The organism is Pseudomonas sp. WS 5010, assembly GCF_012985565.1.
In the GTDB taxonomy this organism is placed as follows: domain Bacteria; phylum Pseudomonadota; class Gammaproteobacteria; order Pseudomonadales; family Pseudomonadaceae; genus Aquipseudomonas.
Genome location: NZ_JAAQWQ010000005.1, coordinates 449237 through 466040 on the forward strand (window position 1 = coordinate 449237; position 16804 = coordinate 466040).

Here is a 16804-nt window from a genome sequence, read left to right on the forward strand (position 1 = left end):
TTGGTTACTCAATAGCGGCGACGTAAACGTTATGGCGAATGGGCGAACTATATGAACTCTTTACGCGGTGGTGGTCTCGACGATCCCGGCTGTCCCCCGGATTGGCCATGACCTGGCGGAATACCCTCATACCCATTGGTCGATTGCACCGCAGCCGGCACCCACGCTTATCTATAGCCACGCGAAGACTTCAAGGCGGCACAGTGCCCGCTTCTAACAATGGCCTGCAAAGGCAATAAAAATAGTCTGTCTGGGGAAGCGCACGAGATGAAATACCCATTGCGTCCTTTGGTCTTCTGGCCAACTTTTCTGATTCTGTTGGCGGCGGTAATCGCGAGCTACGTCGACCTCACCGCATTCCTTGCCGTGAGCAAACAGCTCAACACCGTGATCCTGCAAAACTTCTCCTGGCTGTTCAGTGCCGGCTCTTTCGCCATGGTGGTGCTCACGGCCATTGTGTATTTTTCGCCCCTGGGCAACGTGCGTATCGGCGGGGAGGGTGCTACGCCGCTGTTGAGCAAATGGCGCTGGTTCATGGTCGCGCTGTGTACCACCCTGGCGGTGGGCGTGCTGTTCTGGACCACGGCCGAGCCGCTCTACCACCTGTACTCGCCACCCTCCAGCCTGCCGATCGAGGCGGGCAGCGCGGCGGCCAAGAGCTTTGCCCTGTCGACGATGTTCCTGCACTGGACCCTCACGCCCTACGCGATTTACCTGGTGCCCTCCCTGGTCTTTGCCCTGGTGTTCTACAACCTGCGCAGCAACTTCTCGATTGGCGCCATGTTGCAACCCTTGCTCGGCGCCCAGCGGGTCAAGCGGTATGCCGGGTTGATCGACACCCTGGCGATGTTCGCCCTGGTGGCGGGCATGGCGTCGTCCCTGGGCACCGGCGCACTGACCCTGTCCGGCGGCCTGAGCCAGTACATTGGCGGCGAGACCACGCCCTTGCGCCTGGCCCTGATCATCGCGGTGATCGTGTTCACCTTTGTCGCCTCGGCCGCCAGTGGCTTGCAGCGCGGCATCGTCATGCTGTCGTCGTTCAACACCTGGATCATGTTGGCCCTGGGCGCGTTTGTATGGTTGTGCGGACCAACCCTGTACATCTTCAGCCTGGGCGTCGAGTCCCTGGGGGTCTACCTCGACACCTTCTTCAGCCGCAGCCTGTCCACCGGCGCCGCCAGTGGCGACAGCTGGCCGCAGAGCTGGACGGTGTTCTACTGGTCGGTATGGTTCGCCTGGGCGCCGGTGAGTGCGCTGTTCCTCGGCAAGATCGGCCGGGGCTACCGGGTGCGCGAATTTATCCAGATCAACATGCTGTACCCGGCGCTGTTCACCGCGCTGTGGATTTGCATCTTCTCCGGCAGCAGCCTGTATTTCGATGCCCTCGGCGATGGCAGCTTGAACCGCGTGCTCAACGAGCAAGGCGTGGAGCATGTGCTGTACCAGATGTTCCAGCAGTTGCCGGCCAGCGGCCTGATGATCGCGTTTTTGCTGTTTGTCGCGTTTATCTCGTTCGTCACCGCCGCCGACTCCAGTACCGACGTGATCGCCAACCTGTGCAGCAAGGGCGTCACCGCCGATTCGGACCTGGATGGCAACCCGCTGCTGAAGATTGTCTGGGGCGTGATCATCGGCACGGTGTCCTGGGTCATGGTGGCCTTTGTCGGCATCGACGGGGTGAAGATGCTCTCCAACCTCGGCGGCCTGCCGGGAATGATTCTGGTGCTGCTGGCCAGCACGTCGTTGCTCTACTGGTTGAAAAACCCCGCGCTGCTGGACGTCAAGATCCCCGCGGTCCATGTCGAACCTGGCCTGCGTGGTGCCAGCCCGGTGACGGATTTTGCCCGCTGACTTGCCTCTTTGTTGTTGGAGTTACCCATGGAAATCGTCACCGAATTTGCCTACAAGGTTCGCGAGATCGAGCACTGCCTGATCCCCATGAGCGATGGCACACAACTGGCAGCGCGTATCTGGCTGCCTGACGCCGCCGGCGCGCAGGCCTTCCCGGCGATCCTCGAATACCTGCCCTATCGCAAGCGCGATGGCACGGCGGTGCGCGATGCCCTGACCCACGCATGGATGGCGGGGCAGGGCTATGCCTGCGTGCGGGTCGATATGCGCGGCAATGGCGAATCCCAAGGCTTGATGGCCGATGAGTACCTGTTGCAGGAGCAGGACGACGCCCTCGAAGTGATCGACTGGCTGTGCCAGCAGCCCTGGTGCGACGGCAACTTGGGGATGATGGGCATCTCCTGGGGCGGCTTCAACAGCCTGCAAGTCGCTGCGCGCCAGCCCGGAGCATTGAAGGCGATCATCACCCTGTGCTCCACCGATGACCGCTTTGCCGATGACATCCATTACAAGGGCGGCAACCTGCTGCTGGAGAACTTCGGCTGGGCCGCGACCATGCTCAACTTCAGCGCGGCAGTGCCCGACCCGCTGCTGGTTGGCGATGCCTGGAAAACCCTGTGGCAGCAACGCCTCGACGCCATGCCGCTGCTGGCCGAGACCTGGCTGCAACACCAGACCCGCGATGCCTACTGGCGTCACGGCTCGGTCTGCGAGGACTACTCGGCGATCAAGGCGGCGGTGTACGCCGTCGGCGGTTGGGGCGATGCCTACAAGAATGCGGTGCCGCGCCTGATGCAGCATCTGCCGGGGCCGAAAAAAGCCGTGATCGGCCCGTGGATTCACAAGTACCCGCATTTCGCCGTGCCCAACCCGGCCATTGGCTTCCTGCAGGAGGCCAAGCGCTGGTGGGACCACTGGCTTAAAGGTATCGACAATCGGGTGATGGACGACGCGGCCTGCACCTTTTACCTACAGGATGTGTTGGCGCCCAAGGGCAGTTATGCCGAACGCCCAGGCATCTGGGTGCAGACCTCGGGCTGGCCCGATCCCCAGGTGCAATGGACCGACTACAGCCTGACCGACCATGGCCTGCGCCCCGGCCAGCAGGCGCTGGGCGGCCCGCGCAGTATCTGTTCGCCACTGACCACCGGCCTGCACCAGGGCGAGTACTGCGCCATCTGGTTTGGCCCCGACGGCCCGACCGATCAGCGCCGCGACGATGCGCAGTCTTTGTGCTTCGACTCTCAGCCACTGGCCGAACCCCTGGCGCTGCTGGGGGATGTGCGCTTGCAACTGCGCCTGGCCAGCGATACCTCTTGCGGGCAACTGGTGGCGCGCCTGAATGCGGTGGCGCCCGACGGGCAAGTCACGCAGATTACCTACGGCGTGCTCAACCTTGCCTTACGTGAAGACTTCTCCCGTCTGACGCCACCTGTGCCAGGCGAGCCGCTGGATGTGCAACTGAGCCTGGATCATGTCGGCACGCGGGTGCCGGCCGGCTACCGCCTGCGCCTGGCCCTGAGCACCGCGAGCTTCCCGCTGCTGTGGCCCAGCCGCGAACTGACCACCCTGACCGTGCTGCCCGCCGTGCAACGTGTGCAATTGCCGATTTTCAGCGGTGCGGCCGTGCCATGCCCGTTCGAGGCCCCGCAAGCGGCTACTCCGGCGGCGCTGGAGGTGCTGCGGGCGGCTGCGCCGAAACGTACCTTGATCGAGGACGTAGGCAGTGGCGAAGTGTGCGTAAACATCGAGGACGACCTGGGCGCCGTGCGCTTCACCGAGCATGGCCTGGCGGTGGACCAGCGGTGCACCGAGCAATATCGCACCATGCCCTGGGACCCATTGTCGGCCCAGGCCGATATCCACTGGCAGTACCGTGTCGAGCGCGCGCAGTGGTCGGTGGCGGTCGACAGCCACTTGCAGGTGCACGCCGACGCCCAGTGGTTCTACATCGAGGCGCAGCAGCAGGCGTGGGAAAACGGGGTGCAGGTGCATCAGCGAAGCTGGAGCAGACGGGTCGCGCGGGTCGCGTTGTGAGCGGGCAAGTGGCAGGATGCTTGCTCATCTGATCAGCCACGGATCCCTGCATGTCGCGCCGAAACGTCGACCTTCCACCGCTCAATTGTTTGCAGACGTTTGAGGCCGCCGCCCGGCATTTGAGCTTTACCCAGGCGGCCCACGAACTGAACCTGACCCAAAGCGCAGTGAGCCGGCAGATCAAGCGCCTGGAGGAAGACCTGGCGCGACCGCTGTTTTATCGGTTGGCGTTGGGGCTGAGTCTGACCCCGGCCGGCGTGCGTTACTTTCGCACCATCCAGCGCCTGCTGCGCGAGCTTGATCGCGAATCGGCGGAGCTGCGTCGACGCGGTGCCGATCGCCAGCTGACCCTGGCCAGCACGCCGACCATCAGTTCCATCTGGCTCGCCGCGCTGCTGCCGGCCTTCCAGGATGAGCACCCGGAGCTGGATATCCGCATCCTGTGCAGTGAAAGCCCGAGCCACCTGGATGTCAGCGAATATGACCTGGGCCTGTTCTATCACCTCGACGAACTGCCAGCGCCCCTTGGCCTGGAACTGACCCCGGTGTTTGCCAGTGAGCAGGTCATCGCCGTATGCAGCCCCGGCTACATCGAGCGCCATGGCGCGATCCGCGACGCCGAGCACCTGCTGCGCAGCCATACCTTGTTGATCGTAGAAGACCACTATCACGACTGGTTGACCTGGACCGACTGGTTCGCCGACATCGGTGCGCAGTACCACACGCCTCGTCACGCCTTGCGCACCAACAGCTATCAGTTGCTGATGCAGTCGGCAGTGATGGGGCATGGCGTAGCCCTGGGCTGGAAGTGCCTGCTCGAAGGCGAGCTGGCTGCCGGCCGCCTGCAATTGGCCTTGCCCCATCACATGCACAGTCGTGGCCGCCTGCAACTGATGCAACCGCAGCATCGCAACCCACCCTCGGCTGCGCGCAGTTTTCAGCAATGGTTGCTGACGGCGTCCGATACAACGCCGCAGGGGCTTTTCTGTGGGAGCGGGCTTGCCCGCGATGATCGTTAACGATGACGCGGTGAGGCGTTCTTGCTGACGTCAGCGCGAGCAAGCCCGCTCCCACAGGCATTATTCAGGGTGCGTTGCGGCTATGCCGATAATCACTCACCGCCTCATACACCGCCTTGCGCAGCCGGTTGATCCCTCCAATCGGCCGGTGTTCCTCCACGCCAAACCATGGGTTGAACGACTGGTTGTCACAGGCCAGGTTCAAGGCCTGTGTATCGAAGTCCTGCGCCGGAATGCGAATTTTCGCCACGCTCTCGTAGGGCGCGTCGCTTTCCTTCCATTCGATGCTGGTGTCTTCGATGGGCATGTATTTCTGCGGGTTCTGGCGCTGGATCTGCAACACAAAACAAGCGTCGATGCGGTCGGTGGACAACTGCTGGCTCAAGGCGCTGCGCAGGAAGTTCGGCAAGTCCTGGTTCTGCTTGGGCAGATGGTATTGCGGGCAGCTTTGCGGGTCTGGGGCGACGCGAAACTTGGCGTTGGCGCTGCCGAACTTGTAGGGCGATACCGAAAAGTACGTGGTCTCGGTCGGGCTGGCCGGTGCCGGCGCCAATGTCGCCAGGGCAATAAACAGATGGCGCACCTGCCAACTGCGCGGGTCGAGGCTGGGGAAAAACGCCATGACTTTCTTGCCATCGGCCTGGGCCCCGACGTTCTGCGCATATTCCGCCACATCGCTGACAAAGAAGTTGGGGTGGCTGAACATCACGAAGTCCTGCTCGCCGCGTGCCTGCTGGTCGGCCAGCAGTTGCTTGCCCGGCACGTCCAGCAGCTTGATCGCCATGCCGCGGGCGTCGCGGATGCTGTCGAACTGTGGATAAGCGTTGCCGTTGGACAGGCGCATCATCGCCTGCCAGGTCTTGCCCGGCTCGGCGAACACGCCCTGGCGCAGCGCCGGGTCAAGGTTTGGCAGCACGCTGACTTCGGCTTTTACGCAGCCGTGGGCCTTGGCATGGGCATCGCGCAGGTAACGGGTGCCTTCGCGATGCTGGTCGACAATGCGCACCGCCGTCTGAATGATGCCTTGGGTCATGGCCGCTTCGCCGGGCGGAATCTGTTCCTCGGCCGACACCGGGCCGCTGTGGTGCCAGGCGAACCACAGGGTCGACAACAACCAGCCGAGCAGGCCCAGGCCTACCAGCCATAACAGCGTCTTGCCGAGAAACGCGCCGAGGCGCAGCCACAGTCGAGCGAGCATGGAACGGTCCTTGTATCGAAATGGGGAAGTCATGGCAGTTGTTGCTCCAGGGGGCCGCCCAGTACTTTCAGGTATTCCAGCAGCGCCCAACGCTCCTCAGGCTCAAGGCCGCGGCCGATCACCCCATTGCCACGCTTGCCGGCGCGAAACTCGTGGCCACTGTTGTGGTTGCCAGTGATGTTGGTGTCGAACAGGAATGCATTTTTAAACGCCTCGGTGCGATAACCCAGGTGACGCGGGTTGTAGTCGAAGGTGCCTTTATAGAAGGTGCGGCTGCGCTCGTACTGGGGCGAAAGCAACTGGTAGATCGTCGGCACCGAACCGTTGTGCAGGAACGGCGGCGTGGCCCACACACCCGCCAGTGGGCGGGCCTTGTAGGCGCGCAGTTCGCGCACGCCGATGGGCAGGCCGTAGCCGTCCAGGCGCGGGCGTTCGGCCGCTGTGATGCCGGCGGCGCGGTAGGCGTGCTCTTCGACAAACGCTGTGACATAGGCCAGGCCCTTGGCCACGGACAGGCTGCGCAGATCCAGCGGTTCGGTCGGCGTGGGGTGCAGTTCGACATTCAACTGCGCCAGTTCGGCCGGGTCCCATTGCAGGGCGCTGAGGTCGTAGCGCTGGTCGGCAATGTTGCTGGCGGTGCCCGGGTCGGTGCCGATGTAGTCCACTGGCAGCATCTTCAACTGCTGCACCGGGCGCCCGTTGACTTCGCTCACGCTGGGCACATGGCAGGCCGCGCAGTTTTCCGCGAACAGCGCACGTCCTCGGGCGGCCAGGGGTTTGTCGATGGCGCCGAACAGCGCTTCAGGCCAAACCGGTGGCTTGAGCCGTTGCAGGGTTTCTTCGATCCGGTTCAGGTCACGCACGCGCACGCTGGACGGGTAGCGCGCATCGCCCTTGAGGGGCTGGCCGGCGCTGTCGAAGAACGCCAGGGTCGCGCCTACACCCAACGCCTCGCCGATGTTGCGCGCCATGGGTTGCTGGGCCGAGCCGTTCCATTGCACCCAGTCGAAGGTCCACATGTCCCACAGCTGCGGGTAGTCCACTGGCGCGTTGGCGATACGGTAGTTGTTCGGCGAAATGGCGTCGCCAAAGCTGGCATTGGCGATGCGGCCGAAGGCGTCGGTGCGCCCCGGGCCTTCTTCGGTGGGGTAGAGGCCGCGGTGGGTATCGTTCCAGGCCACCTTGAGGAAGTTGTCCAGGGACTTTTTGAAGTCCTGGCGCAACTGATCGTACTGGGCGTCGTATTGATCCCCCAGCACGCTGTGGGCAAAGCGCCTGAACTTCAACGGGTTGTAATAGGTAGAGGCGAGGCTGGCCACCAGGGCCTGGCCAAAGCTGCCGCCGCGCAAGGTTGGCACGCTGGAGGGCAGCACATGTTGCGCAGAGCCGCCATCGATGCGCAGGGCCTGGCCATTGAAATGCAACTCGCCGGTATGGCAGGCGGCGCAGGTGATATCGAGAAACTCGTCGCTGCTGCCGGCATTTTTGTGCCGGGCGAAGCCTACGGGCAGGTTGCCGGGGTTCTGGGGTGTGGCCTGTTGTCGCGGGTCCACCAGGAAACCGAAGCGCGCGAGGTTGGCCGGCTCGGCAAAACGCTGCTCGGAAAACGGCAGCTCCAGCGCGGTGAACCAGTTATAGCGCAGGCCTTTTATCTGGGTGCCCTGGGGCGTGAAGTAGTAGGCCTGGCGGTCGGCGGCGCTCCATTGGTCCTGGTAGTGCACCTGCTGCACCGCCAAGTAATCCGGGAGCCTGGGGTTGATCACGTAATAAAGGACCACCGCCAGCAGCAGTCCCATAAATGACAGGATCAGGAGTAAAACACGGGAAAAAATGCGCAAGATAACTATCCTTGTCGAGTTGTTGTGCCCTTATGCCACTGAGCGCGGTAGGCGGCAAGTAGCCATGATCCGTCTACGCAGGCGGTTTTCGCTACGCCGGCTGTCCTTCGCCGGGCTTTGGGGCAGATGAAAATGCTTTTAAACACGTGAACTTATCAGAAGTTTCCTGCTCACATGCCGGTAGCCATTGGTCGTGGCCGCCTGATAAGCTCGCGACTTTATTCGAATGCCCTTTTGGCGCATGAACAAGGAAATAGCATGAAACAGCATCGGTTGGCGGCGGCGGTGGCCCTGGTTAGCCTGGTACTTGCGGGTTGTGATTCGCAAACCAGCGTAGAGCTGAAAACCCCGGCGCAGAAAGCTTCCTACGGTATCGGCCTGAACATGGGCAAAAGCCTGGCTCAGGAAGGTATGGATGACCTGGACTCCAAGGCAGTTGCCCAAGGCATCGAAGATGCCGTCGGCAAGAAAGAACAGAAGCTGAAGGACGAAGAACTGGTCGAAGCGTTTTCCGCACTGCAAAAGCGTGCTGAAGAGCGCATGACCAAGATGAGTGAAGAGTCGGCAGCCGCCGGCAAGAAATACCTTGAAGACAACGCCAAGAAAGACGGCGTAGTCACCACCGCTTCCGGCCTGCAGTACAAGATCGTGAAGAAAGCCGAAGGCGCCCAGCCCAAGCCTACCGACGTAGTGACTGTGCACTACACCGGCAAGTTGACCAACGGCACCACCTTTGACAGCTCCGTGGATCGCGGCAGCCCGATTGACCTGCCGGTCAGCGGCGTGATCCCAGGTTGGGTCGAAGGCCTGCAACTGATGCACGTGGGCGAGAAGGTCGAGTTGTACATCCCGTCCGACCTTGCCTACGGCGCCCAGAGCCCGAGCCCGGCGATTCCAGCCAACTCCGTACTGGTCTTCGACCTGGAGCTGCTGGCAATCAAGGACCCGGCCAAGGCCGACGCTCCTGAGGCACCGGCTGCCAAGTAAGCCGCTGCTGAACACACAACGCCCCGTTTATACGGGGCGTTGTTGTTTCTGGTGTGGGAGCTGCTGACCGAGGTCGTGGAGGGGTGTGGGAAAATCAGAACGAACACCTGCGACTTAGAGCAGTCTGATGCTATACCTCGGCACGGGTAGCCGCAGATGCCCCCCAAGTCAATGAAATCTTGGGATTTTTTTATGTGCGCAAAAAACGCCCGATCTGACTGTAGGCCTTGTATTACGTGGCTTTCAGCCGCAAAAATGGGCTCTGTTCACAAGGTTATCCACAAGTTGTGTGGATAACCTTTTATCTCGCCTGGAACTGGAGTGACGATGAAAGCACCCTGGAATTTCACCCGCTTCCTGCCGTTGGCCGCACGGCTGATCGGGCGTGGACGCCTGCCGACGCTGTTGTTCGCGGTCGCTGCCAAAGGCTCCAGCCAGGGCAATCGCCTGGGCAAGCTCAAGGACGACCTCAAGCTGCTCCAGGCGCTGTGCCTGGCCTATTGGCGCGGCGAGTACCGGGCTATCAGCCCCAAGGCGCTGATCTCGGTGGTGGCGGGGCTGATGTACTTCCTCAGCCCGATTGACGCGATCCCGGACTTCCTGCCGATGTTCGGCATGCTCGATGACATCGCGGTACTGGCCTGGGTCATGAAGAGCCTGGACGGTGAGTTGAGTGCCTTCCGCGCCTGGCGTGACCGCCAGCGCCCGGAGAAGTTGGTGGTGGTTGAACGCCTGCCCGCCACGCCGCAACTACTGGAGCAGGAAAACCCGAAAAAAAACTGAACACGCGGATTATCCCCCTGCGCTCTTTGTGGCTGTTAGGATTACACTCCTAAGGAAAGTACTTACTTCGTAAGTGTTGTGATCCTACGGGGCAGTCATGGATATACAAATCATTTCACGGGATGGCGAACCCGAGTACGCGGTTCTGCCATGGGCTCAGTACCAGGCGCTGTTAACAGCCGCCGGCCTGCAGCAACCAGTCACTCCTGCTGCACAGATCCCTCCCGTCGCTACCGAGCAGGACCTACGCCCCCTGGCGCAATTGCGCAGCCTGCGCGAAGCCAAGGGCCTGGCGATCGAGACATTGGCCCGCACCGTCGGCATCAGCCCGTCCTACCTGGGGTTGATCGAAAGTGGCGAGCGCCAGCCGGATGCCGCGATCCGTCGCAGCCTGGCCTGGGAATTGGGGATTGCCGGTTGGAGGGATGAAATGTGAGTGTGCGCATCAGCCGTCAACATTGGGATGGGTTGCTCAATGAGCTCGACCAGGCCCGTCGCCAGCGACATCTATTGACCTACCGTGCATTGCTCGAGCGTCTGCAATTCCCGACGCCGGCGATGCAAACCCTGACCGCCGCGTTGGAACACCTGGCAGCCCTGGATGCCAAGGCGGATCAGCCACTGCGCAGCTCCCTGGTAATCAGCCAGGGCGCGAGCCGCTTGCCGCGCACCGGTTTTTTTGAATGTGTCGAGCGCCTCGGGCGCTTTTGCGGACCGTCCGATGGCGTTGCTGCAGCATCGTGGCATGCCTCGGAAGTGGTCCGTGTGTTCGAGTACGAATATCCTGAGTCAGCGGAGGCCTGAGTGTTCTGGAAGCTCAAAGCGTATGCCAGTTATTGGCTGGCACGCAGATTGTTTCATTGGTCATGGTTTGTGCGTCAGCCCCGCGGCTGGCACTGGCTGGAGGGTCAGTTTGCACGCATGGCCAACCTGGGCAATGTCGAGGCCCAAAGTTTCTATGGGCATATCCTGACCTTTCGCGGCCTAGGCATTGGCGCGCGGGAGGAGGGCGTGCGCTTGCTGCGCCTGGCGGGTCAGGCGGGGGATGGCAAGGCGGCCTATCAAGTGGGCGTGCTGAGCCTGGCAGGCAGCCTGGGCAAGGCTCCGGACCCTGTAGAAGCGGCACGCTGGTGGACCATCGCCGCCAAGGCTGGGCATCCGCTGGCGCAGATACGCCTGGAGCAGTTGTAGGCGCAGGCTTGTCGGCTCCTACAGGATTTCGCGGCTATCGATGAGGTGGATGCTGTAGCCGGCCACGTCCTTGGCGTGATGCTTGGCCTGGGAGGCCAGTTCCGCCAACTGGCTGGCATCCAGGTGCCCACAGCTCAATGGATGCAGATGCACCACGCCGATGGACAGCGACAGCAAGGCAAACTCCTGGCGCACCCCCTGGCGATTCAGGGCGATAAAACAGCCCGCATCCAAGTGTTCACTGCGGTAGAAGCGCCGGCACTGGGTCTGGAAATCATCCACCAGTTGGTTGAGACGCTTGCGCCAGTCCTGGGCGCCCAGCACCAGTAAAAAATCATCGCCGCCAATATGCCCGACAAAATCACGGCTGGGGTCTACCCGGTCGTTCAAGCATTGCGCCAGGCACAGCAATACTTCATCGCCACGGCCATAGCCGTAGATATCGTTGAATGGCTTGAAGCTGTCGATATCCACATAGCAAATCACCGATTCGCGCTGCTGCTGCAACAGCCGTGTCAGGCACTGCTGGATCGGCACATTGCCCGGCAGCAGGGTCAGCGGGTTGGCGTAGCGCGCCTGTTGGATTTTCAGTTCGGTAATCAGCTTGAGCACGTCGATCACCCGGCCCAATCCCAGGTAGTTGCCATTCTGGGTGATGATGAAATCTTCTTCGATACGCTGCCGCGCGCGGCTGGTCAGCAGGCGGCTGACCTGTTGCAACGACTGGCTCAGTTCCACGGCCAGGAAGTCATCGCTCATCAGGCGGCTGATAGGCTTGCGCGCAAACAGATCGGTGGCAAACGGCTTGAGCAGGACGTCGGACAACGAGTGCCGATGCACGATACCAATCGGCTGGCCGCGCCCATCCAGGACCGCCAGGGAGTTGAGATTGGCCTGGCTGCGAAACGCTTCCAGCACTTTGGCCGTGGCGGTGTCCTGGGCCACGGCCGGTTGTTCGTTGAGCAGGGCGCTGAGGTCACTGGCGTCCTCGTTGAGCGAAACGCTGGTGCTGTCGGGCTTGGCCAGCATCAACCGGGCTTCGGTCGGTGGGTGCTCCTGGGGACGGCACAGCAGGTAGCCCTGGATCAGGTCCACGCCCATTTCCGTGAGCACCGCCAACTCTTCCGGCAGCTCGATGCCTTCGGCAATCACCTGCGCGCGCGAAGCCCTGGCGATCTGCAGGATCGAACCGACAAACTCGCGCTTGAGCGCATCCTGATGTATGCCATCGATAAAATGCCGGTCGATCTTCACGTAGTCCGGGCGCAATTCTGACCACAGGCGCAAGCTGGAATAACCGGCGCCCAAGTCATCCAGGGCAATCGAAAAACCCATGTCACGGTAATGGTGCAGGGCGGTTTGCAACAGCTGGAAGTCGTCGGTCGGCGCTTGCTCCGTGAGTTCGATCACGATCTGGCTGGGCGCGATTCCATACTCGCGCAGCATATGCAGGGTGCGCCCCGGTTGGTGGGTGGTTTCCAGCAGGGACTCGGGCGAGACGTTGAGAAACAGCTTGCCCGGCAGCTTCTGCTCGCTGAAGCGCCTACAGGCACTTTGCCGGCAGGCCATCTCCAGCTCATTCAGGCGCCCGGCCTGGCGCGCCACGCCAAACAAGGCGAGGGGCGAGTGCAGCGGGCTGTTGGAGGGGCCGCGGCTCAGGGCTTCATAGCCGAGGATGCGACGTTCGCAGAGGCTGACGATGGGTTGGAACAGGCTGTGCAAACTGCCCTGGGCCAGGATGGAGGCCAGGGCATTCAGCTGTTCGGTCATGGTCATGATGATCTCGGTCGAAAAAAAGGACCGGGTGCCTGGGGCGCCCGGTCCTTCATTTCACGACAGAATGATGTCTGTTTGATGACGCTCAGTGGAGCGGCAACATTAAATCGCCATCATTTACTGCTTGGCCACCGTCTTACTGATTTTCAGGTAGTCCAGCAGAATCCGCCCGGTTTCGCTCAGGTAGGCATCATCTTCCGGCTTGGTCTTTTCAGGTTCGGTCGGCAGTGCGTCTTCGTCTTCTTTCTTCAGCTCCTTGAGCGGGTCTTCACCCTTGGCCTTGCGGCGGATGTTTTCCAGGGCAAGTTGCTGGTTCTCGATATCGGTGTGCTGCGCGCGGCGGTCCACTTCATTGAGGCTCACGGTCTTCTCGGCCATCAGCTTCTTGGCCAGGGCCAGCTTGTCGCGGATAAACACGAACTCGGCGTCCTTGGCGGAGCGCAGGTCATGTTCGGTCTTGAGCTGGGCCAGGTAGGGCTTGAACGGGTCCGATGCAGGCTTGATGGCCGGGCGGATGGTGTCCCACGGCATGGCTTCTGGCAGGGCGCTTTCGCCGATTTCCTTGGTGTCGATGAGCGACGGGAAATCGATGTCCGGGAGTACGCCCTGGTGCTGGGTGCTCTGCCCGGAAACCCGGTAGAACTTGGCCAGGGTCAGCTTCAGCTCGCCATGGTTGAGTGGCTGGATCGTCTGCACCGTGCCTTTGCCGAAGGTCTGGCCACCGATGATCAACGCGCGGTGGTAGTCCTGCATCGCACCGGCAAAAATCTCCGAGGCCGAAGCCGAGAGACGGTTGACCAGCAATGCCATCGGGCCTTTGTAGAAGGCGCCCGGGTTTTCGTCTTCCAGCACATCCACACGGCCGTCAGCGTTGCGCACCAACACGGTCGGGCCCTTGTCGATAAACAGGCTGGTCAGCTCGGTGGCTTCCTGCAACGAGCCGCCACCGTTGTTGCGCAGGTCGATGACCACGCCGTCGACTTTCTCTTTGGTCAGCTCGGTGAGGATTTTCTTCACGTCGCGGGTGGTGCTCTTGTAGTCCGGATCGCCAGCACGGAAGGCCTTGAAGTCCAGGTAGAACGCCGGGATCTCAATGACGCCCAGCTTGTAGTCCTTGCCGTCCTGCTTGAGGTTGAGGACTTTCTTCTGTACGGCCTGGTCTTCGAGCTTCACCGCTTCGCGGGTGATCGACACGATCTTGCTGGTCTGGTCGTTCGGCGCGTTGGTGTGCGGAATCACTTCCAGGCGCACCACGCTGCCCTTGGGCCCACGGATCAGCTTGACCACTTCGTCCAGGCGCCAGCCGACCACGTCGACCATCTCTTTGTCGGCCTGGGCCACGCCAATGATCTTGTCGGCCGGAGCGACCTGCTTGGTCTTGTCCGCAGGACCCGCTGGCACCAGTCGTACGATCTTGACCTGGTCGTTGTCGCTCTGCAGCACGGCACCGATCCCTTCGAGGGACAGACTCATGTTGATATCAAAATTTTCCGCGTTATCTGGCGACAGATAATTGGTGTGCGGATCGTAGGACATCGCGAAGGTGTTGATGTAGGCCTGGAAGATATCTTCGGCGCGGGTCTGTTCCAGGCGGCTCAATTGGTTCTTGTAGCGCTTAGTCAGCAATTCCTGGATCGCCTTGGGCTCTTTGCCGGCGATCTTCAGGCGCAGGACTTCATCCTTGACGCGTTTGCGCCACAGGTCATCCAGGGCGGCGGTGCTGGTCAGCCACGGGGCCTCCTTGCGATCCACCAGCAGGGTTTCCTTCTGGGTGAAGTCGAGCTTGTCGACGCCTTTGTTCAACTCACCGAGGGCGAAGTCCAGACGCGCTTTGACACGGTCCAGGTAACGCTTGTAGATGGTGAAGCCAGGTTGCAGGTCGCCGCTCTTGAGAAAGTCGTCGAACTGGGTCTTCCATTTGTCGAACTCAGCGATATCGCTGGCCAGGAAGTAGCTGCGCGAGGGATCCAGCAGCTTGAGATAGCTGTCATAGATGATCACCGAGCGCGCATCGTCCAGCGGCGGCTTGCTGTAATGGTGGCGCTTGAGCAACTCGACGACGTTAAGGCTGGCAATCACCTCATCGCGATCAGGCTGAAGTTTGTCCCAGCTGTTGGCTGCGAACGTATTGGTCGACAGCGGCAACAGGCCGAGACCAATGAAAAGAGCGAGGGCGGTGCTGGGGAACAAATGCTTCATGCTGATTCGACGCGGGGGCAATTGATAACGCATATTAGGCCGTCTTTGAAGTCGCCGGTTCCATTTGGGCCGGTCGCATAATGCAAAAAGCCCGGCGCTACAGCAACGGGCTCAGTCCAGACTCACTATGGAGGCACTGTGAAAGCATTGCAAGGCGTTGAAGGTCATGTGGAGTGGGTTGAGACCCCAAGTCCTACGTGCGATGTAGGGCAAGTTCGCATTCGGGTGGCAGCAGCCGGCCTCAATCGAGCGGATTTATTACAGCGTGCAGGGCTCTATCCTCCACCGCCCGGGGCCAGCGAAGTGCTGGGCCTGGAGTGTTCCGGGGTGATCAGCGAAGTCGGCGCTGGCTCGTCCTGGCAAGTGGGGGATCGGGTCTGTGCGCTGTTGGCGGGCGGTGGCATGGCGCAGGAAGTGGTGGTGGACGCGCGCCACGTGCTGCCGGTGCCAGAGGGTTTGTCCCTGGCCGAAGCCGCTGCGTTGCCCGAGGTGTACAGCACCGCCTGGCTCAACCTGTTCCAACTGGCGGCGCTCAAGCCCGGGGAAAAGGTGCTGTTGCATGCGGGCGCCAGTGGCGTCGGTTCGGCGGCGATCCAGCTGTGTAAAGCCTTTGGCAGCCCGTGCTGGGTCAGCGTCGGCTCGGCGGACCGCCTGGCCTACTGCGAAGACCTCGGCGCCCAGGGCGGTGTGGTACGTACCGACGGCATCGAGAGCCTGGGGGATTTTGGCCCGTTCGACGTGATTCTCGACCCGGTGGGCGGCAACTATGCAGCCATTAACCTCAAGCTGCTGGCCCGCGACGGTCGCTGGGTATTGATCGGCTTGATGGGCGGGCGTGAAGCCCAGTTGGACCTGGCGCAGGTGCTGGCCAAGCGTGTGCAAGTGCTGGGCTCGACCTTGCGCAGCCGCGATGACCAGTTCAAGGCAGACCTTTTGAGCGACCTGGGCCAGCAGGTATGGCCGTTGTTTGGCGAAGGGCGACTGAGCCCGCAGTTGGCCAAGACCTTCCCGATCAAGGACGCGGAAGCGGCGTTTGCGCAGCTTTCGACCAACCAGATTTCCGGGAAGCTGGTGCTGGTGATCGACGAAAGCCTGGCTTGAGGCCAATCCAGGGTTGAAATGCAGCCCAAGGTGGGAGCGGGGCTTGCTTGCGATAGCGGTGTGTCAGTAACAGACCTTAACCTGATACTCCGCTATCGCAGGCAAGCCAGCTCCCACATTAGCTCCCCCATTGGATTGGGTTTCAACGCCAAAAGTGGGCCTTCAGGTCCACTGGTGGATCGGCCAGCCGGCCTGTTCGGCATGGGCGCGCAACACCGGATCGGGGTTTACCACCTGCGGGAAATCGACCTTGCTCAGCAGCGGCAGGTCATTACGCGAATCCGAGTAGAAGTACGCCCCTTCCAGGCTTTCACCTTCCTGCTCAAGCCATTGCATCAAGCGGGTGATCTTGCCTTCGCGGTACGTCAGTACACCCACGGTCTTGCCGCTGTACACCCCGTGGGCCACGTCCAGTTCAATCCCCAGTACTTCATCGATGCCAATGCGCGCCGCAATCGGCGTGACCAGGTGCGTGCCCGAGGCCGAGATCACCAGGATCCGGTCACCGTTCTGGCGGTGGCGGGCGATGGTCTTGGTCGCGTCGCTGTAGATCAGCGGCTCGATAACATCTTCCACCCACGGCTCCACCAGGTGCGCGACTTCTTCCGGAGTGCGCCCGATCATCGGTTCCAGGCTGAAGTCCATGAACTCTTCCATGGCCAACTCGCCGCGGCTGTAGGCGGACATCAGTTCGTGGTTCTTGCCCATGAACGATTCGCGGTCCACCCAGCCCAGGCGGCCCATCTGCTCGCTCCACAAGGTGGCGCAATCGCCGTGGATCAGGGTGTCGTCCAGATCAAAAATTACCAAAGCCATCAGTCATG

At 61.6% G+C, this 16804-nt stretch carries 14 protein-coding genes; 9 read left to right on the forward strand and 5 right to left on the reverse strand.

Going from position 1 to position 16804, the window contains the following annotated elements; genetic code table 11:
- The first annotated feature begins 267 nt into the window (after window positions 1-267).
- The 3 genes from HBO11_RS18990 to HBO11_RS19000 are packed head-to-tail and all read left to right on the forward strand — an operon-like array spanning window position 268 to window position 4907.
- Entirely contained in the window at window positions 268-1851 is a 1584-nt protein-coding gene (locus HBO11_RS18990) for a BCCT family transporter (protein ID WP_169957207.1), read from the forward strand.
- A gap of 27 nt (window positions 1852-1878) precedes the next feature.
- A complete protein-coding gene (locus HBO11_RS18995) occupies window positions 1879-3888 on the forward strand; it encodes a CocE/NonD family hydrolase (protein WP_169957206.1) in 2010 nt (669 codons plus the stop codon).
- A gap of 50 nt (window positions 3889-3938) precedes the next feature.
- Complete coding sequence (locus tag HBO11_RS19000; protein WP_169957204.1) at window positions 3939-4907, forward strand: LysR substrate-binding domain-containing protein; 969 nt, start codon at window positions 3939-3941, stop codon at window positions 4905-4907.
- A gap of 64 nt (window positions 4908-4971) precedes the next feature.
- Here the strand turns inward: HBO11_RS19000 and HBO11_RS19005 are convergent, their stop codons facing one another.
- Together HBO11_RS19005 and HBO11_RS19010 are read right to left on the reverse strand one after the other, a co-directional pair.
- The gene (locus tag HBO11_RS19005; RefSeq protein WP_169957203.1) at window positions 4972-6105 is read right to left on the reverse strand and encodes a catalase family protein; all 1134 of its coding nucleotides are present in this window, start codon (window positions 6103-6105) and stop codon (window positions 4972-4974) included.
- Window positions 6106-6134: 29 nt separating this feature from the next.
- Window positions 6135-7943, reverse strand: coding sequence for a di-heme-cytochrome C peroxidase (locus HBO11_RS19010; RefSeq protein ID WP_169957202.1), 1809 nt, complete (start codon window positions 7941-7943; stop codon window positions 6135-6137).
- A 258-nt stretch (window positions 7944-8201) separates the two neighbouring features.
- Here HBO11_RS19010 and HBO11_RS19015 point away from each other — a divergent pair, with 258 nt between their 5' ends.
- The 5 genes from HBO11_RS19015 to HBO11_RS19035 all read left to right on the forward strand — a co-directional run bounded on the left by HBO11_RS19015 (window position 8202) and on the right by HBO11_RS19035 (window position 10904).
- Window positions 8202-8930 (forward strand): FKBP-type peptidyl-prolyl cis-trans isomerase, encoded by a 729-nt coding sequence (locus HBO11_RS19015; RefSeq protein ID WP_029292800.1) that lies wholly within the window; start codon window positions 8202-8204, stop codon window positions 8928-8930.
- Window positions 8931-9257: 327 nt separating this feature from the next.
- Complete coding sequence (locus HBO11_RS19020) at window positions 9258-9713, forward strand: DUF1232 domain-containing protein (RefSeq protein ID WP_169957200.1); 456 nt, start codon at window positions 9258-9260, stop codon at window positions 9711-9713.
- A gap of 97 nt (window positions 9714-9810) precedes the next feature.
- Entirely contained in the window at window positions 9811-10149 is a 339-nt protein-coding gene (locus HBO11_RS19025) for a helix-turn-helix transcriptional regulator (protein ID WP_169957198.1), read from the forward strand.
- The gene (locus tag HBO11_RS19030) at window positions 10146-10517 is read left to right on the forward strand and encodes a hypothetical protein (RefSeq protein ID WP_057440671.1); all 372 of its coding nucleotides are present in this window, start codon (window positions 10146-10148) and stop codon (window positions 10515-10517) included. The genes HBO11_RS19025 and HBO11_RS19030 overlap by 4 nt, the downstream gene beginning before the upstream one ends.
- Window positions 10518-10904: an SEL1-like repeat protein gene (locus tag HBO11_RS19035; RefSeq protein ID WP_169957197.1), complete on the forward strand. Its 387-nt coding sequence runs from the start codon at window positions 10518-10520 to the stop codon at window positions 10902-10904.
- A gap of 18 nt (window positions 10905-10922) precedes the next feature.
- Here HBO11_RS19035 and HBO11_RS19040 read toward each other — a convergent pair whose 3' ends face one another.
- Together HBO11_RS19040 and HBO11_RS19045 are read right to left on the reverse strand one after the other, a co-directional pair.
- Window positions 10923-12680, reverse strand: a complete 1758-nt coding sequence (locus HBO11_RS19040) for a bifunctional diguanylate cyclase/phosphodiesterase (protein WP_169957195.1) — start codon at window positions 12678-12680, stop codon at window positions 10923-10925.
- A gap of 117 nt (window positions 12681-12797) precedes the next feature.
- Window positions 12798-14879: a carboxy terminal-processing peptidase gene (locus HBO11_RS19045; RefSeq protein WP_170042679.1), complete on the reverse strand. Its 2082-nt coding sequence runs from the start codon at window positions 14877-14879 to the stop codon at window positions 12798-12800.
- A gap of 138 nt (window positions 14880-15017) precedes the next feature.
- On the opposite strand from HBO11_RS19045, the gene HBO11_RS19050 reads away from it, so the two are divergent.
- Window positions 15018-15980 (forward strand): zinc-binding dehydrogenase, encoded by a 963-nt coding sequence (locus HBO11_RS19050; RefSeq protein WP_169952855.1) that lies wholly within the window; start codon window positions 15018-15020, stop codon window positions 15978-15980.
- A gap of 162 nt (window positions 15981-16142) precedes the next feature.
- Here HBO11_RS19050 and HBO11_RS19055 read toward each other — a convergent pair whose 3' ends face one another.
- On the reverse strand, window positions 16143-16796 hold the full coding sequence (locus tag HBO11_RS19055) for an HAD family hydrolase (protein ID WP_169952853.1): 654 nt from the start codon (window positions 16794-16796) through the stop codon (window positions 16143-16145).
- Between the last annotated feature and the right edge of the window lie 8 nt (window positions 16797-16804).